The organism is uncultured Arthrobacter sp. (assembly GCF_964021775.1).
Taxonomy (GTDB): domain Bacteria; phylum Actinomycetota; class Actinomycetes; order Actinomycetales; family Micrococcaceae; genus Arthrobacter.
Window position 1 is genome coordinate 1 of the sequence record NZ_CAXHZI010000009.1, and the last position, 24,766, is coordinate 24,766.

A 24,766-nucleotide genomic window follows, 5' to 3' on the forward strand; every position below is an offset into this window, starting at 1 on the left:
CGGACATGTCCCATCGGCAGGCCGTGGAGTGGACAGAATGGCAACGTGCCCAGTCGCTCCCCCGGAAAATGGACATGCCCCTCCTGCCGGCCCGGCGACGGACATGCCCGAACGGCAGGCCGTGGAGTGGACAGAATGGCAACGTGCCCAGTCGCTGCCCCGGAAAATGGGCCGGGGAATGGACATGCTCCTCGTCCGGACCGGGGAGTGGACTCGGACGTGGGCGCACCGGACTCGGACGTGGGCGCACCGGACTCGGACGTGGGCGCACCGGTGAGCCCGCGGGGTTGCCGGAGAGCCCGAAAGCCACCTGATGGGTCACAAGACCCTCGCGGCGGCTACGGCCAGTGGGCCGTTAGAGCGCGGCGCGCTGCAGCGACCGGGCGGCGTCGATGGTGGCCTGCCCCAGCACCCGGCTGCCCTGGTAGAGCACCACGGTCTGGCCGGGGGCGACGCCGCGCAGCGGTTCTTTCAGCGTGACCACGAGGTCGCCGGACCCGCCGGCGTGCTCCATCCGGGCAGTTGCCGGCACCGGGTCGCCGTGGGCGCGGACCTGGGCGTGGCAGTCGAACTCCTCGCCGGTGGCGATCTCCGCGATCGGCAGCCCGGCCCAGGAAACCTTGATGCCGCGGATCTCGTCGATCGCCAGCAGCGCCTCGGGACCCACCACCACCTTGTTTTCCTTCGGCCGGATTTCCAGCACAAAGCGCGGCTTGCCGTCCGCGGCCGGGGTGCCCAGCTTGAGGCCGCGCCGCTGGCCGACGGTGAACGCGTTGGCACCGGGGTGCTCGCCGACCTTGGCGCCGGATTCGTCCACGATGTCGCCGGAGGTCATTTCGATCTTCTCGGCCAGCCAGCCGGCGGTGTCCCCGTCGGGGATGAAGCAGATGTCATGGCTGTCGGGCTTGTTGGCCACGGACAACCCGCGGCGCTCGGCCTCGGCGCGGACCTCGGCCTTGGAAGGGGTGTCCGCGAGCGGGAACATCGAGTGCCGGAGCTGTTCGTGGGTGAGGACGCCGAGCACGTAGCTCTGGTCCTTGGCCCAGTCCGCGGCACGGTGCAGCTCGGGGTTGCCGTCGGCGTCGGTGATCACCTTGGCGTAGTGGCCGGTGCACACGGCGTCGAATCCGAGCGCGATCGCCTTCTCCAGCAGGGCCGCGAACTTAATCCGCTCGTTGCAGCGCATGCAGGGGTTGGGCGTGCGGCCGGCAGCGTATTCGTCGATGAAGTCCTGGACGACGTCTTCCTTAAATCGCTCGGAGAAATCCCACACGTAGTACGGGATGCCGAGCACGTCGCACGCCCGCCAGGCATCACGTGAGTCCTCGATGGTGCAGCAGCCGCGGCTGCCGGTACGCAACGTTCCGGGCATGCGGGAGAGCGCCAGGTGGACCCCGACGACGTCGTGGCCGGCCTCGACGGCGCGGGCTGCGGCGACGGCGGAATCAACGCCGCCACTCATGGCTGCAAGAACTCGCATGCTGGCTTTCTCTAGAAACTGGGGGGCTTGCGGGAAGACGCTGCCCGCCAACCCATTCTATCGCCACGCCGAATTCTCCCCAAAAGCCTTGACGGCCCGGCCCTCCGCTTCTAAAGTCGAAAGTAGTGGTTTTAGAACTCCGTAGGCGTCGTGGACACGGGTGGGACGGGCAAAGATGGCTGTCGAAAACATCGTGATCGTGGGCGGCGGCCTGGCCGGAGCCACCGCCGCCAAGACCCTCCGGGCGGAAGGCTTCGCCGGACCGGTCACACTGCTCGCCGGCGAATCCCATGCCCCCTACCTGCGTCCACCGCTGTCCAAGGAATACCTGCTGGGCAAGGAGGGCGACGAGGCGCTGCCTGTGGTCCCGCCCGGCTGGTACGCGGAGCACGACGTCGACCTGCGGCTGGGCGTCCGGGTCACCGCGGTGGACACGGACGCCCGCACGGTGGCCCTCGCCGACGGCGCGCGGCTGCCCTATTCCACGCTCCTGCTGGCCACCGGCGCGTATCCGCGCACGATTCCGCTGCCCGGCAGCGAGCTCGACGGCGTTATGACGTTCCGCACCCTCGAGGACAGCCGCCGGCTCCGGGAGGCTCTCGCAGGAGGTGGCCGGAACGTCGTGCTGGTCGGCTCCGGCTGGATCGGGATGGAATTGGCGGCCGCGGCGAATTCCTATGGCAACACCGTGACCCTGCTGGGCCTCGAACAGGTGCCGCTGGCCGCGGCAATCGGTCCCGAACTGGGAGCCTTCTTCCGCTCGCTGCACGAGTCCCGCGGCGTGCGGTTCCGCCTCCCGGCGTCGGCCGCCGAGATTAGGGGCGAGGCCGGCCGGGTCACGGCCGTCAGCACCGATGCCGGCGAGGTCCTGGCCGCCGACCTGGTGGTCATCGCTGTCGGCGTTGTCCCCGAGACGTCGCTCGCCGCGGCCGCCGGCATCGAAGTGGAGAACGGGATCCTCACGGATGCCTCGTTGCGGACGTCCGCTCCCGGCGTCTTTGCCGCCGGCGACGTCGCCAACGCGCTGCACCCTTTCACCGGCAGGCACCAGCGCAGCGAACACTGGTCCAATGCGCTCAACGGCGGGAAAATTGCCGCCAGGGCGATGCTCGGCCGGGACGCAGTACTGGACACCATTCCCTACTTTTACACGGACCAGTACGACGTCAGCATGGAGTATTCCGGCTTCCCCGGCCTGATCGAAGGCCAGCCCGTGCTCCGGGGTTCACTGGCGGAGCGGAAATTCCTCGCCTTCTGGCAGCGCGGGGGCCGTGTGGTGGCCGGAATGAGCGTCAACTGGCCGCGCTCGGAAAAGCCGCAGCAGACCATCAAGGCCCTGATCACGGCACGCGCCGCTGTCAGCCCGGCGGCCTTGGCGGATCCGGATATTCCGCTGGTGCAGCTCCTCGCGGAGCAGGGGGCCTAGCCCCGGGCGGCGGCCTGGCGGGCGACGGTGCCCGCGGTCTGGATGCTGGACTCGTGTCCGGCCATGCCGGCCTGCCGGGCGCGTGCATAGGCGGCCGGCAGGGCCGCCAGCAGGGCATCGACGTCGGCCTCCGTGGAGGCGTGGCCGAGAGTGAAGCGCTGGGCGCCCCGGGCGGTGTCCTCATCCAGGCCCATGGCGAGCAGCACGTGGGAGGGTCGCGGCACACCGGCAGTGCAGGCGGAACCGGTGGAGGATTCCACCCCGGCGAGATCCAGCAGGAACAGCAACGAGTCGCCCTCGCAGCCGGGGAAGGTGAAGTGCGCGTTGCCCGGCAGCCGGCCGGCCCCGGGCGCTCCGCGCAGCACGGCCTCCGGAACGGCGGCGCGGACGCCATCGATCAGCCGGTCCCGCAGCTCGGCGATCCGTGCGGACTCGGCGGCAAGCTTGCCGGTGACGGCCTCCGCCGCGGCGGCGAAGGCCGCGATCGAGGCCGTGTCCAGGGTGCCGGAGCGCACGTCGCGCTCCTGTCCCCCGCCGTGCTGGACCGGCGTCAGCGTCACAGCGCGCCCCAGCAGCAGGGCGCCGACGCCCACCGGGCCGCCGATCTTGTGCCCCGAGATGGACATGGCGTCCAGGCCGGTTGCACGGAAATCGACAGGCACGGAGCCGAACGCCTGCACGGCGTCGGAGTGGACGGGTACGCCGGCGGCGTGCGCCAGCGTGACAATCTCCGCGACGGGCTGAGTGCTGCCCACCTCGTTGTTGGCCCACATGACGGTGACCAGCGCGATCGAGGCGGGGTCGTCGGCCAGCTCCGACGCCAGCGCAGCCAGATCCAGGACGCCGTCGGCATCGACGGGCAGCCAGCGCACATCGGCGCCTTCATGCCGCTCGAGCCATTCGACGGTGTCCAACACCGCGTGGTGCTCGACGGCGGAACACAGGATGCGGGTCCGCCGCGGATCCTCGGCGCGGCGGGCCCAGTACAGGCCCTTGACCGCCAGGTTGTCGGCCTCGGTACCGCCGGAGGTGAAGATGACTTCCGAGGGATGTGCTCCGGCCGCGGCGGCCAGGGTCTCGCGGGCATCCTCGACGGCCCGGCGGGCCCGGCGGCCCGATCCGTGCAGCGAGGACGGGTTGCCGGTGCGGGCCAGCTCACGCGTCAGGGCAGCCAGCGCCTCCGCGGCTAGCGGTGTGGTGGCGGCATGGTCTAGGTATACGGGCACAGCCCAATTCTACCGTGGCGGCTTGCCCGGCACCGCAGGACGGCACCGCGGAGGGGTCCGGGGACGGCGCCGCGGGGCGGCGCCGCGGGAGGGTCCGGACAGCGCGGGCGCTGGTGTACATTCAAGCGGTGAAAGCGTCCCTGTACCTCGTCCTGGCCACCCTGTTCTGGTCCGGAAATTTCGTCGTCGGCCAGGCCGCTGTCGCCTCGATGACGCCGCTGGACCTGACCTTCTGGCGCTGGACGCTGGCTGCCCTGCCGCTGCTCGCTCTGGCCCACTTCGTGGAAAAGCCGGACTGGCGGGCGGTGCTGCGCCGCTGGCCCGTGCTGTTGCTGTTGAGCGTGCTGGGGATGAGCGGCTACACCTTGTTGCTCTACGGTGCGCTCGGCTACACGTCAGCGATGAACGCCTCCCTGATTACGGCTGCCAACCCTGCCCTGATTGTGGTGATGGCAATCTTCCTGCTCGGCGAGAAGACCACCCGGCTCGGCTGGACCGGCATCGGCCTCGGGCTGCTGGGCGTCCTGCTGGTCCTGACCCGCGGCGAATTGCAGCGGGTAGCCAGCCTCTCCATCAACACCGGCGAACTCATGATGATCGGCGCCATCCTGGTCTGGGGCAGCTACACGATCATCGCCCGCCGGCTGGACGTGCCCGCCATCGCCGCCACCGCGGTGCAGGTCGCCATGGCCACCGTGACGCTGGCGCCGTTGGCCCTCGCCCTGCACGTGCGGCTCCCGGATACCCCGGCGGAAGGCTGGTCGCTGGCCTATATTGCGGTCTTCCCCTCGCTGGGCGCGTACCTGTTCTGGAACCTGGCGCTGAAGACCACCCCGCCGGGCACCGCGGGCAACTACCTGAACCTGATGGTGGTCTTCACGGCAATCATCACCGTCGCGCTTGGCACGCCGCTGACGTTCGTCCAGGTCGCGGGCGGGATCATGGTCGTCGCCGGGGTCCTGCTGACCGGCATCAAGGGCCAGCCGAGGCTCACAGCGGCCTGATCCGGGCGCAGCACTGGGCCGGTGCGGCGGCTCCCTGGGCCCTGAGGTCCTCGATGTCGAGCGCTTCCACCCGGCCCGGGTCCTCCCCGCAACCTTCGGCGGCCCCGGCCAGGAAGGCGCCGTTCATGGCGCACACCACGTCCGCATGGCCCCGGGCCACACGGTGGAACGGGCAGTTGAGCAACACTAAACCGCCGGCGCCGTCGTCCGTGGGCCGGTAGCCCTCCGCGGTAAGCAGCGCGGCGAGGCCGGCCCCGCCGTCAGTTTCCGCGGCGGCCCGGCCGCGGGACCGGGCGCCCCGCAGCAGCGCGTCCCGGGCGGAGCCGCCGTCGGTCGTTGATTCTTCAATGGCGGTCACCAGCAGTTCGGCGGCGAGGTCGTAGTTGCGCTCCGGGACGGACGCCGAGACTTCCTGGACGGCCGCGCGGTACAGCTTGGCCGGGCGGCCGGAACCGGGCCCCTCCTTGCCGCCGAGCTTGCGGAACTCCACCGCCAGCAACCCGTCGTGGACCAGGCGGTCCAGGTGGAACGACGCCGTGCTCCGGGCCAGTCCCAGCGCCCCTGCGGCATCGTCACGGCCGACCGCCCGATCCGCCGCGGCGACGAAGTCGAAGAGCCTGCGGCGGTTGTCATCGGCCAGGGAGGCGACGGCGGACACCCTGCGGTTCCACGGAAAACGGGTCATCAAACCAGCCTAGCTCTAAAAACAAGATCCATTGCTTAACCCCTCGCCCGGTTCTAAAGTTAATGTATCTATTTTTAGAAAAGAGGAGCGGAAGATGAAATCTTCAACAGCACTTGCGGCCCAGGCCCCGGCGGTTGCGGCCGGTCCGCAACGGCAGGCCTTCCTGCTGCTGCGCACGGTCTTCACGGTGGCGCCGGTCATTTTCGGCCTGGACAAGTTCACCAACCTGCTCACCGACTGGACGATGTATCTGGCACCGGCGGCCACCTCGATCATTCCTTTGCCGGCACAGACGTTTATGTACGTCGTCGGCGTCGTCGAAATCATCGCGGGCCTCGCGGTGGCGGTCCGGCCGCGTTTCGGTTCGCTGCTGGTTGCGGTGTGGCTGCTCGGCATCATCGTCAACCTGCTGGTGCTGGGCAGCTTCTTCGATGTGGCGCTGCGCGACGTCGGGCTCCTGGTCGGGGCGCTGGCCCTGAACAGGCTCTCGCCCGGAAAGAGCCGGTGACCCCTTCGCTGCGGCCGTCGTCCTGACCCCGCAGCACCGCCCGCTGCGGCGGGATCAGGACGACGGCGGCAGCACGGCCAGCCGGGCGGCGACGTCGGCGCGCGCGCCGGCGAGCGCCGCAGCGTCCGGGCAGGAGACGGAGACGTAGACGGACGAGCCGGTCTTGGCGAAGAGCCGGGCGTAGCTGGCCGTCACCCGGCGCCCGGCCTGCTTGCCGCCCTCAAGCACCAGCACCTCGACGCGAGGGCCCGGCTTGTCCGGCTCGCCGCCCCAGCGCAGGCTCGCGGTCTTCAGGTAGGACGGCAGGATGCTGGCGTCCAGGTAGCGGAACAGGGCTTCGGTGGATGCCCTGTCATCACCGGGGACCACCAGCGGCCACTGGTTCACACGGACCTTGGCGGAGACCAGGCAGCCGTTGGCCTTTCGGTACTCGCTGGCACCGGCGAGGTCCTGTTTGCCGGGTTTCCAGCCCGGCGCGTCCCGCAGCCCGTCGGAAACCCGCACCGGAACCCCGGCCGCGAGGCGGCCGCCCGCAGCCAGCGGCAGGTTCCGGGCGGCGACCGCTTCGGCGTCGTACCCGGGCGTCACGGTCGGGGTGGTGAGGGCGGCGGCGCTGCTGGCCGGTTTCGGCGCTGCGGGATCCGGAACGCCGACACTGCAGGCGGCCAGCAGGGGAAGCAGCGCCAGCAGCGCACCGGCCGTCCGGAGCCAGTCCCTCCGCTGCGGTCCGGCCGCCCGGCACGCCCCCGGACGGGCGCCGGCGCCCCGCAGCACCGCGCCGCTCTGCTGTTCTTCCATGTGCTCTGTTACCCCGCCTATGCCAGGACCCGGAGCGCGCCGGGAACCACGTCGATGCTCAGCGGCAGCGGGCCGATCCGCTCCCCGTCCGCGTAGGCAACCACTCCGTGCGCCTCCAGCTCAACCCGCCGGACCCGGCGGATCTCCACGGCCGGGTGGCCCGTGTGCCGGCCGGAAAACACCTTCGGAAACACCGCGAGGAAGCCGGCGCGGGACAGCGGCCGGACGATGAACAGGTCCAGGTAGCCGTCGTCGAGCACGGCGTCGGGCACCACCTTCATGCCGCCGCCGATGGATTGACCGTTGGCCACCGAAATCAGCATGGCGCCCTGCTGCCAGCGCTCGCCGTCGGCCGTAACGGTGTACTCGATGGCGCGGAAGGTGGCCAGTTCGCGCAGCATGGCGAGGTTGTACCGGGCCTGTCCGCGCGGGCGGCGCCAGGCGTTGGCGCGCTCGTTGACCGCGGCGTCGAAGCCTGCGGAGACCACGCCGGCAAACCAGTGCGTCCGGCCGCCCGAGCTGACCCGGCCCGCGTCGATCAGGCGCCCGCCCGACTCCAGTGCCGCCAGCACGCGTGCGGCAGCCGCCGGGATGTCGTGCCGCGGCAGGCCGAGGGCGCGTGCCATGTCGTTTCCGGTCCCGCCCGGAATGATCCCCAGCGGCGTTTCGCCGAATGTGGCCCCCGAACCGGCGAGCGCGTTGACGCCGAGGTGCACCATGCCGTCGCCGCCGGCCACCACCAAGGCGTCCACCCCGTCCGCAACCACTTTGTCCACCGCGCGGGCCAGCGTTTCGTAGCTGTCCTCGCACAGCAGCTGGACCTGCGCCCCGGCCGCGCGGAAACAGTCCGCGGCTTCCCGGCCGGCCTGCTGTCCGCGGCCGAAGGAGGCGCGGGGGTTGACGGCGAGGGCGATCTTCATGCGCTGAATTATGCCAGCCGCCGGGAACCATCCTCGGTTGCGCACTCGTTATTCCCCCAGCCGGTTAAACTGGCCACGCCGGAGCTCCAGGCCGGCCCGGCTCCACCGACGCAAAGGAATTGCGCTTGACGCAGGGCAACAGCTCGCATTATCAGGTCCTCAGGATCCCCGTCACGGCGACGGACAGGGACATCAAGGTGGCCTACCGCAAGGCTGCCCGCACGGCCCACCCGGACCACGGGGGCGACGCCGCCACATTCCGCCGGGTGACCCTGGCGTACGAGACCCTCATCGACGCCAAGCGCCGCGCCGATTACGACCGCTCCTACGGCAGCGGCACCGCCTATTCCAGCCGCACCGCCCCGGCCGAGGAAGGGGCCCACTTCGACGCGCCGGCCGCCGGCAGCCGGGCCTCCGCGCATGTCCGCCGGCCCAACACTCCGCGCAACACCGCCGCGGACGCCCCGGTCTACGTCCCGTCCTTCGAGGAGGTGGCCGCCGGCGGCGGCGTGCCGCTGATCCCGGAGTCCGTCGCCCGCCAGCAGGTCCACGGCATGCCGCGCCGGCGGGGCATCTTCGGCGCCGAGGCACGCATCCAGCGAGAAATGCGCACCGTGCAGCTGATCACCCGGCAGATCCTGCCCGCCATCCCGGCCGCCCGGCTGATCAACGGACTGCAGTCCCCCGCCGACAACAGCCACATCGACCACGTGCTGGTCTCCGGCTACCGGCTGGCCATCGTCGGTTCCATGCTCCTGCCGCCGGGAGCCTACGCCTGGAACGGCAGCACCCTGAACCACGGCGGACGGTCCATTGCCCCGCCGCAACTGGCTCACGTGGTGCGCCGGATGCAGGACATCTTCCCCGAGCTGAACGTCACCGGCTGGACAGTCGTCCACAGCACCGACGGGAACCTGCACGAACCGGTGATTGACCGGCACGGGCGCTCCCGGGACCGCGGCGACAGCCACGAACTCGTGCAGGTGGTCAACGCCGCCGGGCTGGCCCGCGGCCTCAAGCAGTTCCTCAGTTCCGGACCGGCCCCGAACACGGTCAATGTTCCCGTGCTCGCCCGGCTGCTGCGCGGAATGCACTAGCGGAATGCACTGACGGACCACCGGCTCGCTAGGATGGGACCGTGTTCCGCATCCTCTTCCACAGCCCAGAAATCCCCGGCAATACCGGCAACGCCATCCGGCTGGCCGCCATCACCGGGGCCGAACTCCACCTCGTGGAGCCGCTGGGCTTCGATTTCTCCGATGCCAAGCTGCGCCGGGCCGGCCTGGATTACCACGACCTCGCCGTCGTCACCGTGCACAAGGACATCGACGCCGCGTGGGAAGCATTGCAGCCGGAGCGGGTCTTCGCCTTCACCTCCGACGGCGAGACCTCCTATACGGACATCAGCTACCGCCCCGGCGACGTGCTGATGTTCGGCCGGGAGTCCGTGGGCCTTTCCGAGGAAGTCAAACACGACCCGCATGTGACCTCCCGCGTCCGGCTGCCGATGCTGCCGGCACTTCGTTCGCTGAACCTGGCGAACGCAGCCTCGATCGCGGTGTACGAGGCGTGGCGCCAGCAGGGCTTCGCGGGCGCCAAGCTGTAGCACCGGTGCCCGGCCCCGGACGCCGCGCCGGGCCGGGACCCGCACGGTCCCGGAAGTTGCGCCCATCCGATCCCGCCGCTGCGCCGAATGCTTTGTGAGAGAGCATTCACGGCGAGCGGCGGAAGGAGCGAGGAGCGGCAGGTGAGCACACTACAGGCGGATAGACGCCCGGCCCGTCGGGCTGCGGGCAACCACAGTACTGTCCAAACCCGGCCTGACCCACTATCGGCGGCAGGCACCTTATGCTTGAAGGTGATGGAAACTCCGAACGCCCCGAACCGCGAGGCCACCGCTCCCCCCAGCGCCTCAGCCGACGTAAACCGCCGGCTGGTAATGCTGCTCGGACAGATCGCCGTCGGGGACCAGGCCGCCTTCGCCGAGTTCTACCAGCTGACCTCGCGCCGTGTTTACGGCATGGCGCGACGGGTCCTGATCGATGCTGAACTCAGCAAGGACACCACCCAGGAGGTCTTCCTCCAGGTCTGGCAGAACGCGGCGAAGTTCAACGCCGACGCCGGCAGCCCGCTGGCCTGGCTGATGACCATCTCGCACCGCCGCGCGGTGGACAAGGTCCGGTCCTCGCAGTCCTCCACCGACCGGGAAGCCAGGTATGGGGCCAGCAGCCAGGAAATCGACCATGATTCCGTCTCGGACGAGGTCGGCAGCAGGCTCGAGGCCGAAGCCGTGGTCCGCTGCCTGGACACGTTGACCGAAACGCAGCAGGAATCCGTGCGGCTCGCCTACTACGGCGGCCTCACCTACCGGGAGGTCGCGGAAAGACTCAACGCGGCCGTTCCCACCATCAAGTCCCGCATCCGCGACGGACTGATCCGCCTGAAAACCTGCTTGGGGGTGAGTTGAGATGAACGATATGAATCCACAGGGCAGCGGGCGCGCGCCCGGCAGCTTCACCGCCGACATCGCCGGCGACCTCAGCTCCGGCCGCGCCGTTGACCTCGCCGAGGTCTACGCGCTCCACGCCCTCGACGACGCCGAACGCACCGCCGTCGACCGCTACCTCGCCGACGCGCCTCCCGCCGAACGCGCCGAATTCGAGGAGCGGGTCCGGCAGGCACGCGAGACCCTGACCATGAGCTTCCGCGCCGAAGAGGAACCTCCGGCCGGGCTCTTTGACCGTATTTTCGCGGCCCTGCCGGCGCAGTCTGCCGGCCCGGTCGTCACTGGGCAAGCGGCTCCCGCCGCTCCCCCGGTGGTGGCCCGGCCAGTCCGGGAGCAGCCCGGGCCTCCGGTGACGGACGAACTCGGTGCCGCGCGCCAGCGCCGGGATGAGCGCCGGCGTCCGCAGGGCATGCGCAATTGGCTGATCGGCGTTGCCGCGGCAGCCGCCATCGCCGTGGGCGGCGTCGGGGTCGGTGCCTATGTCGCCAACCAGAACGACCCGCTCAACCAGGTGCTCCAGGCCAGCGACGTTCGGAAGGCAACGGTCGACGTCGTCGGCGGCGGCACTGCCTCGCTGTCCCTCTCCTCGTCGAAGGATGCCGTGGTCGTGAAGATGAACGGCGTCCCCGCCCCGCCGACCGGCAAGGTCTACCAGATGTGGCTGATCCCCAAGGACGGCTCCGCCCCGGTCTCCAAGGGCCTGATGGACGCGGAAGCGCTGTCCAAGCCGGCCGTCGTCACGGGCATCGGTTCCGCCGCCTCCCTGGGCATCACGGTGGAGCCCGCCGGCGGCTCGAAGTCGCCCACCCTTCCGACCGTGGCCGCCGCCCCGCTGGGCGCCTGACCTAAAGGGAACGACAAAGCCGCGCGGGTCCCGAACATTCGGGGCCTGCGCGGCTTTTTGCCGCCCTGCGGCGCTAGAGGATCAGCGAGAGCAGCATCACGAAGGCAAACCCCACCACGGAGATCAGGGTTTCCATCACGGACCAGGTCTTGAAGGTCTGGCCGACGCTTAAGCCGAAGAGTTCTTTCACCAGCCAGAAGCCGGCGTCGTTGACGTGCGAGAGGAAGAGCGAGCCGGCGCCGATCGCGAGGGCCAGCAGGGCCGCGTGGGTCGGGCTGAGCGAGCTGGCCAGCGGCGCGACGATGCCGGCCGCGGTCACGGTGGCCACGGTGGCGGAACCGGTGGCGAGCCGGAGCGCCACGGCCACGAGGAAGCCCAGGACCAGCACGGACATGTTGGCGCCTTCGGCCCACTTCTTCACGGCGTCGCCGCCGCCGGCGCCGATCAGGGTCTGCTTGAAGCCGCCGCCGGCGCCCACGATCAGCAGGATCGCGGCGATCGGCCCCAGGCTCGCGCCGATCTTGGTGGTGATCCTGTTGCCGGTGAAGCCGACGGCGTAGCCGAAGGTGCCGATGGCGAGGAGCACGGCGAGGGTCATCGCCACGAGCGGCTGGCCGACGAAGTCGAAGAAGACCCTGATCCACGGCGCCGTGGCGGGGTCCGGCCAGATGATGTCCACCACGGCCTTGAGCAGCATCAGGACCACCGGGAAGACGATGGTCAGCAGCGTTACCGGGAAGCTGGGCTGGCGCTTGACGCCTTCCAGGTCGGCACCGTGCTGGGTGTCGATGCCGCCGGCCACGGCGGGGGCACCCACCGGAACCCATCTGGCGGCGAGCCGGGAAAACAGCGGCCCGCAGATGATGACGGTGGGAATGGCAACGAGGAGCCCCAGCGCCAGGGTCGTGCCCAGTTCGGCCTTGACGGCGCTGATTGCGATCAGGGGTCCCGGGTGCGGGGGCACGAGTCCGTGCAGCACGGAAAGCCCGGCCAGCGCGGGGATGGCAATGCGCATGAGCGGCATTTTGGAGCGCTGCGTGACCAGGACGATCACCGGGAGCAGCAGCACCAGGCCGATCTCGAAGAACATCGGCAGGCCGATGATCACTGCAACGAGCGTGATGGACCAGACCACCCGGTTGCCGCCGGCCTTGGCAAGCAGGGTGTCCACCACCCGGTTGGCGCCGCCGGAATCCGCCAGGAGCTTGCCCAGCATGGCGCCGAGGGCGATCAGCAGGCCCACCTCCTTCAGGACGCCGCCGACTCCGTCCTCGAAGTTGGTGATGATCTTGGCCAGTTCCACGCCCGAGGCCAGCCCGACGAAGGCCGAGCCGAGCACCAGGGCGAGGAAGGGGTGGAGCTTGAACTTGGCGATCAGCACCACGATCAGCGCGATGCCGAGGGCTGCGACCACCAGGAGCTGGGTGTCGTGGCCGGTCCAGGCCTCGACGGCAGCGGGAAGCTGCATTGCGGCAAGAGAATTCAAAACATGTTCCTAGCGGGAATGAGGGGGATGGTGACCGGCACCCGGTCAGGACGCGGCCGGCACCCGGTCAGGACGCGGTCAGCGTGCGGCGGCGTCGGCGCCGTCGAGATGGAGCCGGTCGATGATTTCCTGGGCTTCGTCGGCCGGGGTTGCGCCGACGGAGAGGGTGATGAAGTTTTCGTCCCCGGTGGGGGCTTCAAGGGCGTCGAACTGGGATTCCAGCAGGGCCGGCGGCATGAAATGGCCGTGCCGGGACGCCAGCCGGTCGGAGATCCGCTCCTTGCTGCCCTCCAGGAAGACAAACACCACGCCCTCGCCGCGGAGCACGTCACGGTACCGCTTTTTCAGGGCCGAGCAGGTGACGACGCCGGGCGTGCCGGCGGCGGTGTGCGCCCGGATCCAGGCGGCGATGCTGTCCAGCCAGGGCCAGCGGTCCTCGTCGGTCAGCGGCTGGCCGGCGTGCATTTTGGCCACGTTGGACGCGGGGTGCAGGTCATCTCCCTCCGCGAGGTCCCAGCCCAGCCGCCCGGCCAGCAAGCCCGCCACGGTGGATTTGCCCGAGCCCGAGACGCCCATGATGACCAGAACGGGGTGCTGCGCAGTCTTCGCCATTAAAGTCTGCCTTCCATCAATAAATATGATTTAAACAATGGCAAGCATATGGCAGCGGCCACCCGCGGGCAACTAGAACCCGGCGATGGTCCCCGGTCCGTTGACGGCAACAACGTGGAACGCTTCAGCGCTGCGCCCCGGGGCGAGACCGCCGCGTTCACCGGTGGCGAGCATGAGGCCGCGGACGGTGCGTTCCATCGCGCCGGCGTCGGGATGCTGGCTGGTGTGGATGTGGATGGCCGCCAGCTTGTTCTCGACGTGTCCGCTGACGTCGATGAAGTGGTTTTCGCGTTCCTCCGGGCCGGCGAAGAGCCAGAGCCAGGGCAGCTTGTAGGCTTCGAGCCCGGCCTCGGCCAGCTCCGGGTAGGCGAAGGGGTTCTCCAGCGCCGGGTAGACCGCCCGGGTCACCGCCTCCCCCACCGCCAGGTGGTCCGGGTGGCTCTTCTGGATCCTTTTCCAGTTGCGTTCGGGGTGCATGGCCAGCACGACGTCGGGCCGAAGCCGACGGGTCAGGCGCACCACTTCGCGGATAACCTCGTGCGAGGGTTCAAGGTAGCCGTCCCGCTGGTGCAGGTAGTGGATGTCGGTCACGCCGACGAGCGCGGCGGCGCGCTGCTGCTCCTCGGTCCGCAGCCGGACGATTTCATCCCGCTGCTCCGGGTCGAACCCGCCGGCGTCGCCGTCGGTCATGATGCAGTAACTGACCTGGACCCCGGCGGCGGTCCAGGCGGCAATGGTGCCGGCCGCGCCGAAGTCGATGTCGTCCGGGTGCGCGGTGAAACAAAGCACCCGCTCAATCCGGTTCTGGTCCGGATCGAACGGGCTCTGTGCCGCGGGGGCGTTGGTGCTCACTGGTCAGCCTTTGCGTTTCTTGATTTCTTCGGTCGCCTGCGGCAACACCTGGAACAGGTCGCCGACGATGCCGAAGTCGGCGATCTCGAAGACCGGCGATTCGGCGTCCTTGTTCACCGCGACGATGACCTTGGCGGTCTGCATGCCGGCCTTCTGCTGGATGGCTCCGGAGATACCGGCCGAGATGTAGAGCTGCGGCGAAACCGTTTTACCGGTCTGGCCGATCTGCGCGTCGTGGCCGATCCAGCCGGCGTCCGTGGCGGCACGGGACGCGCCGAGGGCCGCGCCCAAGGCGTCCGCGAGGTCCTCCAGGGGTCCGAAGTTTCCGTCCACGCCGCGGCCGCCGGCCACGACGATCCGGGCCTCGGAAAGCTCGGGCCGCCCGCTGGCGGCCTTCTCGCTCCGGGCGATCACCCGGGCCGCACCGGCCGTGGCGTCGGCCGGCAGTTCGACGGTGACGGGCTGCGGGGCGGCGGCCGTGGCGGCCGGCTCGGGGACGACGCTGTTGGCCTTGACGGTGAGCACGGCCACCGGGGTGGTCGCCTTTGCCGTGGTGGTGTACGAGCCGGCGAGCACGGATTTGTGCGCGGTGCCGTCCGGGTCCACCGCGACGACGTCGGTGATCACGCCGGCGCCGAGCCTGATGCCCAGCCGGGCCGCGATTTCCTTGCCTTCGGCGGAGTTCTCGGCCAGCACGACTGTGGCCCCGGACGCCCCCGCGGCGGCCGCGAGGAACGCCGCCTTGGGTCCGACGAGGTAGTCATTGAGGTCCGCGGCCGCGGGGACGTAGAGTTCCCCCGCGCCGTAGGCTCCGAGGGCCGCGGCGACGTCGTCCCGCAATTCGCCGTTGAAGGCGACCGCGGTCTCGCCCAGGGAGCGGGCGATGGTGAGCAGTTCCAGGCTGGACTTCTTCAGCGCCGGGCCCGGGGTGTCGATGAATACGAGAACTTTTGCCATGTCTGGATCTCCCCTTAGAGCAGCTTCTGCGCGGCCAGGAACTCGACCAGCTTGATGCCGGCGTCGCCTTCGTCGGTGATGATGGTGCCCGCCGTCCGCGGCGGCCGGGCCTCCGCGGTCTCGACGACGGTCCAGGATCCGGCGAGCCCCACCTGACCCGGGTCGACGCCGATGTCCGCGAGCGTCAGGGTGGTGATGGTCTTCTTCTTCGCCGCCATGATGCCCTTGAAATTCGGGTAGCGCGGGTCATTGATCTGGTCCGTGACCGAGACGACTGCCGGCAGGCTGGCCTCGACGGTGTCGGCGTGGGAGTCCCCGTCGCGGCGGGCGGTGAGCTTGCCGCCGTCGAGGTCGAGGGAGGACGCAAACGTCACCTGGGGCAGGCCGAGGCGCTCGGCGAGCTGGGCGGGGACCAGGGAGGTCTCGCCGTCGGTGGAGGCCATGCCGGTCAGGATCAGGTCCGCGGGGGCGTCGGCTCCGAGGTGCCTGATCGCAGCTGCCAGCGCGAGCGAGGTGGCGGCGGCATCCGAGCCGGCGAGCGCGTCGTCGCTGAGGTGCACGCCTTCGGTGGCGCCGATCTGCAGTGATTTCTTGACCGCGTTGACAGCGCCGGCCGGGCCCATGCTCAGGGCGATGACCTTGTTGCCGGCGGCCTCGCCGCCACGGGCCTCAATCAGCTGCAGGGCCGCCTCGAGGGCGTACTCGTCCAGCTCGGACAGGATGCTTTCGGACCGGTCCGTGGTCTTGTCCCCGCCGCTGAGGTGGCGGTCGAACTGCGCGTCGGGTACGTGCTTGACCAGCACGATGATCTTCAAAGTCTCTTCCACTGTGTCTACAGCAGCCTTCCATGCGGGTGGGCAGCCAGCCGGGTGGGGTCGTGGCCAGGGAACGCCCGGAGGTGCCGGGTTGCTCCTAGCTAACCATATAGCGCGGGCCCGGCGCGGCCTGGGTTAACGCCTGTGTCAGGGCCCTCACGGAGGCAGCCGGCGGCGGTATCTGGAGCCTGTCCGGGGGCGGGAAAGGCAGAGCCGGCCGGCACCCCCAGGGTGCCGGCCGGCCCGGTACTGCTCTACCTCGCACTGCTCTTCTACTACTGCTCGGCTGCGGCTCCGAGGGTCACGTCGACTTCCTGCTCCTGGCCGCCCCGCAGGATCGTCACCTTGATGGTGGCGCCGGCGGCCTGCTCGCGGACGGCGGCCGTCAGCTGGTTGGGATCGCTGATGGTCCGGTCCTGGAACTTGGTGATGACATCGCCCACCTTGATGCCGGCCTTGTCGGCGGCCGAACCGGACTCAACCGTGGCCACGTCGGCGCCGACCGAGAATCCGGAGGACGAGGAGCCCGCGGCTTTTGACTTGACGCTCACGCCAAGCTGGCCGTGGGTGGCCTTGCCCGTGCTGATGATCTCCTGGGCCACCCGCTTGGCGTGGTTGATCGGGATGCTGAAGCCGACGCCGATGTTGCCGCTGCTGCTGCCGGTGGCGTCCCCGCCGGCGGAGGCGATGGCGACGTTGACGCCGATGATTTCACCCTTGCTGTTCACCAGCGCGCCGCCGGAGTTGCCGGGGTTGATGGCCGCGTCGGTCTGGATGACGTTGATCGAGATGCTGCCCTGGTCTGCGGTGCTCGGCGCCTGTCCGCCGCCGGGAGGCGCGAACTGGAAGCCCTGGTCCCCGCCCTGGGAATTGTCGGCGCCGCCCTTAGGGGCGGCCGAGGAAGCCACGCTGATGGTCCGGTTCAGCGTGGAGACGATGCCGTCGGTGACGGTTCCGGTCAGGCCCAGCGGGGAGCCGATGGCGACGGCGGTGTCCCCGACGTTGAGTTTGCCCGAGTCGCCGAGGGTGGCAGGGACCAGGCCGGCGGGGTTGTTGATCTTGATCACGGCGAGGTCGGAGAGGGGGTCGGTGCCGACAACTTTGGCGCTGAAGACCTTGCCGTCGCTGGTGCGGACCTCGACGGCGGCGTTGGCTGTCTTGCCGTCCAGCGTGACGACGTGGGTGTTGGTGAGGACGTGGCCTTCGCCGTCGAGGATGATGCCGGAGCCTGTTCCTCCGTCACTTCCACTCGTGGCCTTGATGGTTACGACGCTGGGCGAGGCCTTCAGGGCCGCGGCGGTGATGGCGTTGACGTCGTCTTTGTTGTTGACGATCACGGTGCCGGACTGGCTGGTGCCGCCGGTCGACGCCAGCGGACGGTTCCCGATTAGCGCGTTGCTGCCGGCTACGACGCCGCCGCCCACCAGGCCTGCTGCCAAAATGCTGGCCACGAGCGTCGGTACGCCGAACGCGGCCTTGCGCTTGGGCGCATTGCTGGGGTGGTTGAACGCGCTGTTGGGGGATCCCGGGCCGGCCGGCGGCTGGTTGCCGTAACCGGCGTAGGGGCCCGCGCCCTGGGCGTACGGGCCGGCGTGGGACGCGCCGGGCGCCCCGTGCCCGGGCTGGGGTGACGGGGCGCCAAACTGCTGGGTTTCGGGGGCCGAGTGCTGGCCGTACGCCGGCGGGCGCTGCGGGTAGACGGGCCGCGGCGCGTCATCCGCCGGCCGGTCCAGCCTCATGGTCGGGTTTTCCTGGGCCGAGTCCTCCGCGCCGGGGGCGTGCGGGGCTGCGGGGGTGCGCTCCCCCGGCTCCAGCGGCTCCCGGTTCTTCATTGATGGATCCGGTGACGCGCCCTGCATTGGGTTCTCAGTCATGGGACTTCCTTTCATCCTCGTCTGCAGTCAATTATGGCCGCACAGACTGGAACAAGAGCGGACGTTCGCTGGGAGGTTCCTGAACGCCGACGGGCGGCCGTGAGGGCCGGTCAAGCATCATCCCGCAGGCTTCAGCGCGTTTCGCTGGTGGCATATTCCCCGCGGTGGACGCCCTCCGGGGTGCACCATAGAATCAAATGGAATTGCCTCAGCGACCTGCGGCTTTGCACCTGCGTGGGGGCGCTGTCGCGTTCTGGGACGACCGGCTCGGCCCGATCCGGTCACAGAAGTGCTGAAGGGTTGCACATGCGGTCAATGATGAAACGATTCCTCGCCGTTCTCGGCGTCGCGGGACTGCTGGCGCTCTCTGCCGCTCCCGCCCTCGCGGAGGATCCGGTGACCATTCCTTCCGGACAGAACATCGTCGACAGCGGCAATGTGCTGGGCAGCCGCAAGGGTGAGGTGCAGGACGCCATCCAGAAGCTGCTGAAGGACCACAAGTACAACCTTTACGTGGTCACCGTGAAAACTTTTGAGAACCCTGCCGATCCCAAAGCGTGGTCCCAGGCCGTAGCGACGAACAAGGGCATGGGCCGGGCCGACGTCATCCTCGCGATGTCCGACGACGGCAAGTACTACTTCTCGCCCAACTCGGCCAGCGCCATCGCCTCAAAGACCAGCACCATCAGCCAGAACGCGATCGTCGCTAACCTGGCAGGCGGAAAACGCGACTTTGCCCAGGCGGCTATTGACACCGCCGCTGCGGTCGGCGACGCCGCCGGCGGCGGCAGCGGCTCGGTCCCCTCGGGTGCGGGCGCCGGCAACGGCGTCCTGGTCGGCGTCGGCGTCGTGGCTGCCGGCGGCGTCGGCACCTACCTGTACCTGCGCAACCGGCGGAAGAAGGCCTCCGCCGCGGACGGTGCCGGCTACGGCCCGCAGGGCGCCGAGCTGGACCCGCTGGCCGGGCTGAGCGTCGAAGAACTGCGCCGCAAGAGCGGCTCGCTGCTGATCGAAGCGGACGACGCCATCAAATCCAGCGAGCAGGAACTCGGCTTCGCGCAGGCGCAGTACGGCGACGCGGCGGTCGGCAACTTCACCAAGGCCCTGCAGGACGCCAAGGCCCACATGTCGGAGTCGTTCAAGCTGCAGCAGCAGCTCGATGACCACATCCCCGATACCGAAGAGCAGCAGCGGACCTGGCTCGGCGAAATCATCCGCCGCTCCGAGGCAGCCCTGTCCTCCCTCCAGGAGCAGAAGGCGGACTTCGATTCGCTGCGCGAACTCGAGAAGAACGCCCCGCAGGCGCTGGCCGCCGTCGGCGCCGGTGCCGCGGAAGCCGAGACGAAGATCGCCGCAGCGGAGGAGTCCCTGACCGGGCTCCGCGCCAAGTACGCGGAGAGCGCGCTGGTGCAGGTCGCGGACAACATCAGCCAGGCCAAGGAGCGGCTGGCCTTTGTGCAGAACGCCTCCGCCACGGCACGGGAAAAGCTCGACGCCGGGGAGGGCAGCCTCGCCGCCGTCGCCGTGCGTGCGGCCGAGGAGAGCCTGCACCAGACCAACGTGCTGCTCGGGGCTATCACCAAAGTGGCGGCCAACCTTGACGAGGCCCGCAACGGGCTCGAGTCCGCCGTGGTGGACACCTCGCAGGACCTCGCCCAGGCGCGGGCCATGATCCAGTCGGGCGCGCACCCGGAACTGGCCGGACCGGTGGCCGGGGTGGAGGCGGCGCTGGCCCAGGTAAAGGCGGAGATCCAGGGCGGCAAGATCGACCCCATCGCCACGCTGGAGCGGGTGGAAAACGCCCACCAGTCCCTCGATACGGCCCTCACCGGGATCCGCGACCAGCAGGAGCAGGCCCGCCGGGCGCAGGCCTCGCTGCAGCAAAGCATCATGTCCGCCCAAGCGCAGATCGGCGCCACCTCGGACTACATCACAGCCCGCCGCGGCGGGGTGGGCACCGAGGCGCGCACCCGGCTCGCCGAGGCCCAGCGGAACCTCGACTACGCGCTGTCCATCTCGCGCACCGACCCGGTCACGGCCCTGCAGTATGCCCAGCAGGCGCACTCACTCGCCGCCCAGGCCGCCCAGCTGGCCCAGGCGGATGTGGACCAGTTCGGCGGCTACGCCAACCAGGGGTACGGCCGCGGCGGAATGTTCGGCGGCGGCGGAGGCGGCGGCCTCGGCGGCGCCATCTTGGGCGGGATCCTGATCAACTCCATCCTGCACGGCGGCGGTGGCGGCGGCTGGGGCGGCGGTGGCGGCGGCTGGGGCGGCGGCGATTCCGGCGGGGGCTGGGGCGGCGGCGACTTTGGCGGCGGCGGCGGCGATTTCGGCGGCGGGGACTCCGGGAGTTTCTAGCCGGCCGGTTACAGACTAGGCGCCGGCGGACTCGTTCCGGCCGGCGGGTAGAAGCGGTACATTCACTGTTCACCGAATCCAGTGGCCATCACTGGAGAGGACGAAAGGTAACACCATGGTTAAGCAGTCCATTTTCGGCCGCATGGCGCAGCTGGCGAAGGCGAACATCAATTCCTTGCTGGACCAGGCGGAGGATCCGCAGAAGATGCTGGACCAGATGGTCCGCGACTACACGAACAACATCGCCGAGGCTGAGTCGGCGGTCGCCCAGACCATCGGCAACCTGCGCATGCTCCAGGACGACTACAACGAGGACGTCAAGAACGCCCAGGACTGGGGCAACAAGGCCCTCGCCGCCTCGCGCAAGGCCGACGAGTACCGCGCCAAGGGCGACACGGTCGACGCCGAGAAGTTCGACAACCTCGCCAAGGTGGCGCTGCAGCGCCAGATCTCCTCGGAGAACGAGGCAAAGTCGGCCGAGCCGAGCATTGCCTCCCAGACCGAGGTGGTGGACAAGCTTAAGCACGGCCTGGACCAGATGAAGGGCAAGCTCAACGAGCTCACCAGCAAGCGCAATGAGCTGATCGCGCGGTCCAAGACGGCGGCAGCGCAGACCCAGGTGCACGACGCCCTGCGGAGCATCGACATCATGGACCCGACCTCCGAGGTGGGACGCTTCGAAGAGAAGATCCGCCGCGAAGAGGCCAAGGTCCGGGGCCAGCAGGAACTCGCTGCCTCCAGCCTGGACGCCCAGTTCAACTCCCTGGAGGACCTCGGCGAACAGACCGAAATCGAGGCCCGCCTGGCCGCCCTGAAGTCCGGCAGCGCCACGCCGGCCCTCGGCGCCGGAAACGGTTCCGCCGCCCGTTCCACGGTGGAGGAAGCCGACTTCGACAAGCTCTAACCCGCGAAGCAGGGCCGGGCACCACCGCGTGCCCGGCCCTTGCTGTGTCCCCGGGGCACCGCTGATCCAGTAGCGTGGAGCCATGTCTTCGACCCTTGTCTGGCTCCGCGATGACCTCCGCCTTGATGACAACCCGGCCCTGGCGGAAGCGGCCGCGCTGGGCCGCCCGCTCACCGTGGTCTACGTCCTGGACGAGGTGTCCCCGGGCGTGCGGCCCCTGGGCGGCGCCGTGAAGTGGTGGCTGCACCATTCGCTCGAGGCACTCGCCGCTGACCTCGAGGCAGCCGGATCCCGCCTGCTCTTGCGGCGCGGCCCGGCCGACCGGGTCATCCGGGGGCTGGCCGACGAAACCGGTGCCACCCGGCTGCTCTGGAACCGCCGCTACGGCGGCCCGGAACGCGCCATCGACGCCGGACTCAAGGACTGGGCCGCAGGCCGGGAGCTCAGCGCCTCGAGCTTCCAGGCCAGCCTGATGTTCGAACCGTGGACGGTCCGGACCGGTTCCGGCGGGCCGTACAAGGTCTTCACCCCGTTCTGGAAGGCCTGCCTCGACGCAGCGGAGCCGCGGCAGCCGCTGGAGGCGCCGCAGCGGCTCCCGGAGCCGGCAAAGGCAGGCTCCGGCGGGCTGCCGGCGAGCGACCCGCTACACAGCTGGGGACTGCTCCCCCACAGCCCGGACTGGAGCGCCGGGCTCGCCGCGGAATGGACGCCGGGCGAGGCCGGCGCGCACGGCCGGCTGGAGGACTTCCTGGAGGGCCCTGCCGCCGACTACGGCACGGGCCGGAACATCCCCGGCGTCGAGGGCACCAGCAGGCTCTCACCGCACCTGCGGTTCGGCGAAATAAGCCCGTTCCGGGTCTGGCAGGCCCTCCGGGAGCGCTTCCCGCACAGGGCACCGGCCGACGTCGGGATCTTCCGCGCCGAACTTGGCTGGCGGGAATTTTGCTGGCAGCTGCTCTACGAGAACCCGCAGCTGGCCACCCGGAACTACCGCCCCGAGTTTGACCGCTTTGAGTGGCAGACGCCGTCGGACGCCGAACTGCAGGCCTGGCAGCAGGGCCGCACCGGCTATCCCCTCGTGGACGCGGGCATGCGCCAGCTCTGGCAGACCGGCTGGATGCACAACCGCGTCCGGATGGCGGCGGCCTCGTTCCTGGTCAAGAACCTGCTGGCCGACTGGCGGCTGGGCGAGGCGTGGTTTTGGGACACCCTGGTGGACGCCGACGCCGCGAGCAACCCGGCCAACTGGCAGTGGGTGGCCGGCTCCGGCGCCGATGCCTCCCCCTACTTCCGCATCTTCAACCCGGTGACGCAGAGCAAGAAGTTCGACGCGGCCGGCCGCTACCTGCGCCAGTTCATCCCGGAGCTTGCCGGACTGGACGACAAGGCGGTGCACGAACCCTGGAAGGCCGACGACGGCGGCGAGGGCTACCCGGCGCCCCTGGTGGGCCTGCCCGAGTCCCGGGCACGGGCGCTGGAGACCTACCAGCGGCTCAAGGACGGGTAGGAACAGCTAAGGCCCGGATCTGTTGATCCGGGCCTTAGCTGTTCCTGCCATTGGTTGCGGGGACAGGATTTGAACCTGTGACCTCTGGGTTATGAGCCCAGCGAGCTACCGAACTGCTCCACCCCGCGTCGCTTGATCAACTCTACCGTACTTTGGGGTCGGCCCTGACCGCGGCCCGGTTTCGGCTGAGCATAGACCGCCCCGCCCGGGTGAAGGTAAGCTCCGAAGAACCGACCGTCCGCCGGATCCGCTCCGCATCCAGAGCTTCAGACCGGGCCATCTACTTCAGTGTCCGCGCCAACGGGCCGGACGGAATCCGCCGCAGGGGGCGGCGATCCTCAGAAACTTCAAGAGGACACAGCATGATCGGACCTGTACCAGCCACGCCGGCGCCTGCTGTGCCCGCGGCGCCGGCGAAGGCCCCCGTCCGGGACCGGTATCTGGACCTGCTGCGGGCCGTCGCCTTGTTCCGGGTGGTCGCCTACCACTCCTTCGCCAGCGCGGCCTGGCTGAGTATGGTCTTCCCGTCGATGGGCGTGATGTTTGCCCTTGCGGGGTCCCTGATGGCCCGTTCCCTTGAGCGGCCGGCCCTGGGAGTGCTGCGGAGCCGGTCCCGCCGGCTCCTGATTCCCCTGGCGCTTTACAGCGCCACTGTCCTTCTGCTCTTGCTGTGGGAAGGCTGGACTCCCGATGACGAAGTCGGCGGATCCTGGCTCCACATCGTCCTATGGTTTGTCCCGCTCGGGGACCCTCCCTTCCCGCAGGTCGTGGGAACGGATGCGGGCCTGGTCGAATCATCCTGGGCAGCACAAGCCGAGGAAATCCTGTGGTACATCCGGGCCTACTTCTGGTTCATGCTCCTCTCACCGCTGTTGCTCACGTCGTTCCGCCGATTTCCGTGGCCCACGTTCCTTGCCCCTCTGGGCCTGATGGCCGTCATCAGCGTGGCTGCCGTCCCATTGCCGGACTGGGGAGCAAGCGGCATCACGGACTTCGCCACGTACGGCTCCTGTTGGATCCTCGGCTTCGCCCACCATCAGGGACTCCTCCGCACCATGCCCCGGCGGGCGTTCTTCACCGTAGGCCCGGCCCTCATGGCGCTGGGTCTGCTCTGGGCGTTCACCCACCTAGACGGTCCGGACTGGGACCTGTACAACATTCCGCTCGCACAGGCCCTGTGGTCGCTGGGTTTTTGTGCAATGCTCTTCCGGATTTCACCGTCCTGGCAATCGTTCCCCGGACCGTTGCGTTTCCTGGATAAAACCGTGACGTTGATGAACAACCGGGCCATGACCATCTATCTCTGGCATAACCTGCTGCTGGTCATCACGGTGGTGATCATCGACCGGCTTTATGACATCGAGGCCGTTGCCGCAGCCGTCCCGTGGCTGCTGGATGCCGAGTGGACGCAGTTCATCGCGGTCTGGTTCCTTCTGGCTGTCCTGTTCCTCACGATCGGGTGGGTCGAAGATGTCGCCGCCAGACAGCCTCCGCAACTCTGGCCCACCGGGTCAAGGAAACCGGCCCAGGAAAAGCGCCGGCCCTCGGCCGCCGGCGGCGTGCCGGAGCACCCGGCCCGGGTCCCGGATGCGGTGGGCGGATCAGCCAGTACTGTGGCCGATCCGCTCCTCACCGGAGTCCCCATCACACGGGGGAAGCTGACAGCTATGCCCCTGACCCGGAAGTCCGGTCAGGTCCGTGCCTACCGATGCACGATCGCCGCCGGGTCCGATGATGAGCCGCAGGAGCCGCTGGCACACGAGGGAGCCGAGTCGATCCATGTCTTGAACGGGCGGCTGCGGCTACTGCTCGGAGGAAAGGAACGGATCCTGGTCGCCGGCGAGAGCGCCGATTTCGACCCGAGGGTGCCGCACTGGTTCGGACGCGCCGGGGCTGAAACGGTGGACTTCCTCGGCTTCTTCGGGCGGCACAGCGAACTGATGCACCTGCCCGGGGACCAGCCCGGGCAGGCGGACGGCCTGTCACGACACCCCTGATTCCGGG

22 protein-coding genes and 1 tRNA gene are annotated in these 24,766 nt (G+C 69.4%); 11 read left to right on the plus strand and 12 right to left on the minus strand.

Annotation, left to right across the window (positions count from 1 at the left end; translation table 11 throughout):
• Positions 1-355: 355 nt before the first annotated feature.
• Positions 356-1,480 carry a tRNA 2-thiouridine(34) synthase MnmA gene (gene mnmA / locus ABIN76_RS09855; protein ID WP_346959539.1) on the minus strand — a complete coding sequence of 375 codons (1,125 nt, stop codon included), beginning with the start codon at positions 1,478-1,480 and terminating at the stop codon, positions 356-358.
• A gap of 175 nt (positions 1,481-1,655) precedes the next feature.
• On the opposite strand from mnmA, the gene ABIN76_RS09860 reads away from it, so the two are divergent.
• Positions 1,656-2,906, plus strand: coding sequence for an FAD-dependent oxidoreductase (locus ABIN76_RS09860; RefSeq protein WP_346959540.1), 1,251 nt, complete (start codon positions 1,656-1,658; stop codon positions 2,904-2,906).
• Here ABIN76_RS09860 and ABIN76_RS09865 read toward each other — a convergent pair.
• Positions 2,903-4,132: a cysteine desulfurase family protein gene (locus ABIN76_RS09865; RefSeq protein WP_346959541.1), complete on the minus strand. Its 1,230-nt coding sequence runs from the start codon at positions 4,130-4,132 to the stop codon at positions 2,903-2,905. The two genes, ABIN76_RS09860 and ABIN76_RS09865, sit on opposite strands and share 4 nt — an antisense overlap.
• A 128-nt stretch (positions 4,133-4,260) precedes the next feature.
• Between ABIN76_RS09865 and ABIN76_RS09870 the strand changes: the two genes are divergently transcribed.
• Entirely contained in the window at positions 4,261-5,136 is an 876-nt protein-coding gene (locus ABIN76_RS09870; RefSeq protein WP_346959542.1) for a DMT family transporter, read from the plus strand.
• Here ABIN76_RS09870 and ABIN76_RS09875 read toward each other — a convergent pair.
• The gene (locus ABIN76_RS09875; protein WP_346959543.1) at positions 5,123-5,821 is read right to left on the minus strand and encodes a transcriptional regulator; all 699 of its coding nucleotides are present in this window, start codon (positions 5,819-5,821) and stop codon (positions 5,123-5,125) included. The genes ABIN76_RS09870 and ABIN76_RS09875 overlap by 14 nt on opposite strands.
• 94 nt (positions 5,822-5,915) lie before the next feature.
• Here ABIN76_RS09875 and ABIN76_RS09880 point away from each other — a divergent pair, with 94 nt between their 5' ends.
• Entirely contained in the window at positions 5,916-6,329 is a 414-nt protein-coding gene (locus ABIN76_RS09880) for a DoxX family membrane protein (protein ID WP_346959544.1), read from the plus strand.
• A 54-nt stretch (positions 6,330-6,383) separates the two neighbouring features.
• Here the strand turns inward: ABIN76_RS09880 and ABIN76_RS09885 are convergent, their stop codons facing one another.
• Entirely contained in the window at positions 6,384-7,127 is a 744-nt protein-coding gene (locus tag ABIN76_RS09885; protein WP_346959545.1) for a hypothetical protein, read from the minus strand.
• A gap of 17 nt (positions 7,128-7,144) precedes the next feature.
• A complete protein-coding gene (locus tag ABIN76_RS09890) occupies positions 7,145-8,047 on the minus strand; it encodes a diacylglycerol kinase family protein (protein WP_346959546.1) in 903 nt (300 codons plus the stop codon).
• A 125-nt stretch (positions 8,048-8,172) separates the two neighbouring features.
• On the opposite strand from ABIN76_RS09890, the gene ABIN76_RS09895 reads away from it, so the two are divergent.
• The 4 genes from ABIN76_RS09895 to ABIN76_RS09910 all read left to right on the plus strand — a co-directional run bounded on the left by ABIN76_RS09895 (position 8,173) and on the right by ABIN76_RS09910 (position 11,397).
• The gene (locus ABIN76_RS09895) at positions 8,173-9,144 is read left to right on the plus strand and encodes a J domain-containing protein (RefSeq protein ID WP_346959547.1); all 972 of its coding nucleotides are present in this window, start codon (positions 8,173-8,175) and stop codon (positions 9,142-9,144) included.
• 41 nt (positions 9,145-9,185) lie between these two features.
• Entirely contained in the window at positions 9,186-9,653 is a 468-nt protein-coding gene (locus ABIN76_RS09900) for a tRNA (cytidine(34)-2'-O)-methyltransferase (RefSeq protein WP_346959548.1), read from the plus strand.
• Between the two features lie 255 nt (positions 9,654-9,908).
• Entirely contained in the window at positions 9,909-10,514 is a 606-nt protein-coding gene (gene sigK, locus ABIN76_RS09905; RefSeq protein ID WP_346959549.1) for an ECF RNA polymerase sigma factor SigK, read from the plus strand.
• A gap of 10 nt (positions 10,515-10,524) precedes the next feature.
• Positions 10,525-11,397: an anti-sigma factor domain-containing protein gene (locus tag ABIN76_RS09910; RefSeq protein ID WP_346959624.1), complete on the plus strand. Its 873-nt coding sequence runs from the start codon at positions 10,525-10,527 to the stop codon at positions 11,395-11,397.
• Positions 11,398-11,470: 73 nt separating this feature from the next.
• Here ABIN76_RS09910 and ABIN76_RS09915 read toward each other — a convergent pair whose 3' ends face one another.
• From ABIN76_RS09915 to ABIN76_RS09940, 6 genes are all read right to left on the minus strand, one after another.
• A complete protein-coding gene (locus ABIN76_RS09915) occupies positions 11,471-12,865 on the minus strand; it encodes a gluconate:H+ symporter (protein WP_346959625.1) in 1,395 nt (464 codons plus the stop codon).
• A gap of 96 nt (positions 12,866-12,961) precedes the next feature.
• Positions 12,962-13,495, minus strand: a complete 534-nt coding sequence (locus ABIN76_RS09920) for a gluconokinase (protein WP_346959550.1) — start codon at positions 13,493-13,495, stop codon at positions 12,962-12,964.
• Positions 13,496-13,567: 72 nt separating this feature from the next.
• Positions 13,568-14,347 (minus strand): PIG-L deacetylase family protein, encoded by a 780-nt coding sequence (locus ABIN76_RS09925; RefSeq protein WP_346959551.1) that lies wholly within the window; start codon positions 14,345-14,347, stop codon positions 13,568-13,570.
• 3 nt (positions 14,348-14,350) lie between these two features.
• Entirely contained in the window at positions 14,351-15,304 is a 954-nt protein-coding gene (locus ABIN76_RS09930; RefSeq protein ID WP_346959552.1) for an electron transfer flavoprotein subunit alpha/FixB family protein, read from the minus strand.
• A gap of 14 nt (positions 15,305-15,318) precedes the next feature.
• Positions 15,319-16,119 (minus strand): electron transfer flavoprotein subunit beta/FixA family protein, encoded by an 801-nt coding sequence (locus tag ABIN76_RS09935; protein ID WP_346959626.1) that lies wholly within the window; start codon positions 16,117-16,119, stop codon positions 15,319-15,321.
• Positions 16,120-16,394: 275 nt separating this feature from the next.
• The gene (locus tag ABIN76_RS09940; protein ID WP_346959553.1) at positions 16,395-17,993 is read right to left on the minus strand and encodes a trypsin-like peptidase domain-containing protein; all 1,599 of its coding nucleotides are present in this window, start codon (positions 17,991-17,993) and stop codon (positions 16,395-16,397) included.
• A gap of 306 nt (positions 17,994-18,299) precedes the next feature.
• Here ABIN76_RS09940 and ABIN76_RS09945 point away from each other — a divergent pair, with 306 nt between their 5' ends.
• The 3 genes from ABIN76_RS09945 (at position 18,300) to ABIN76_RS09955 (ending at position 22,762) form a co-directional block, all read left to right on the plus strand.
• Positions 18,300-20,351, plus strand: a complete 2,052-nt coding sequence (locus tag ABIN76_RS09945; RefSeq protein ID WP_346959554.1) for a TPM domain-containing protein — start codon at positions 18,300-18,302, stop codon at positions 20,349-20,351.
• Positions 20,352-20,466: 115 nt separating this feature from the next.
• The gene (locus ABIN76_RS09950; RefSeq protein WP_346959555.1) at positions 20,467-21,255 is read left to right on the plus strand and encodes a PspA/IM30 family protein; all 789 of its coding nucleotides are present in this window, start codon (positions 20,467-20,469) and stop codon (positions 21,253-21,255) included.
• Between the two features lie 82 nt (positions 21,256-21,337).
• Positions 21,338-22,762 (plus strand): deoxyribodipyrimidine photo-lyase, encoded by a 1,425-nt coding sequence (locus ABIN76_RS09955; protein ID WP_346959556.1) that lies wholly within the window; start codon positions 21,338-21,340, stop codon positions 22,760-22,762.
• Positions 22,763-22,813: 51 nt separating this feature from the next.
• Here ABIN76_RS09955 and ABIN76_RS09960 read toward each other — a convergent pair.
• A tRNA-Met gene (locus tag ABIN76_RS09960) sits at positions 22,814-22,890 on the minus strand.
• 234 nt (positions 22,891-23,124) lie between these two features.
• Between ABIN76_RS09960 and ABIN76_RS09965 the strand changes: the two genes are divergently transcribed.
• Positions 23,125-24,759, plus strand: a complete 1,635-nt coding sequence (locus ABIN76_RS09965) for an acyltransferase family protein (protein ID WP_346959557.1) — start codon at positions 23,125-23,127, stop codon at positions 24,757-24,759.
• Positions 24,760-24,766 lie beyond the last annotated feature (7 nt).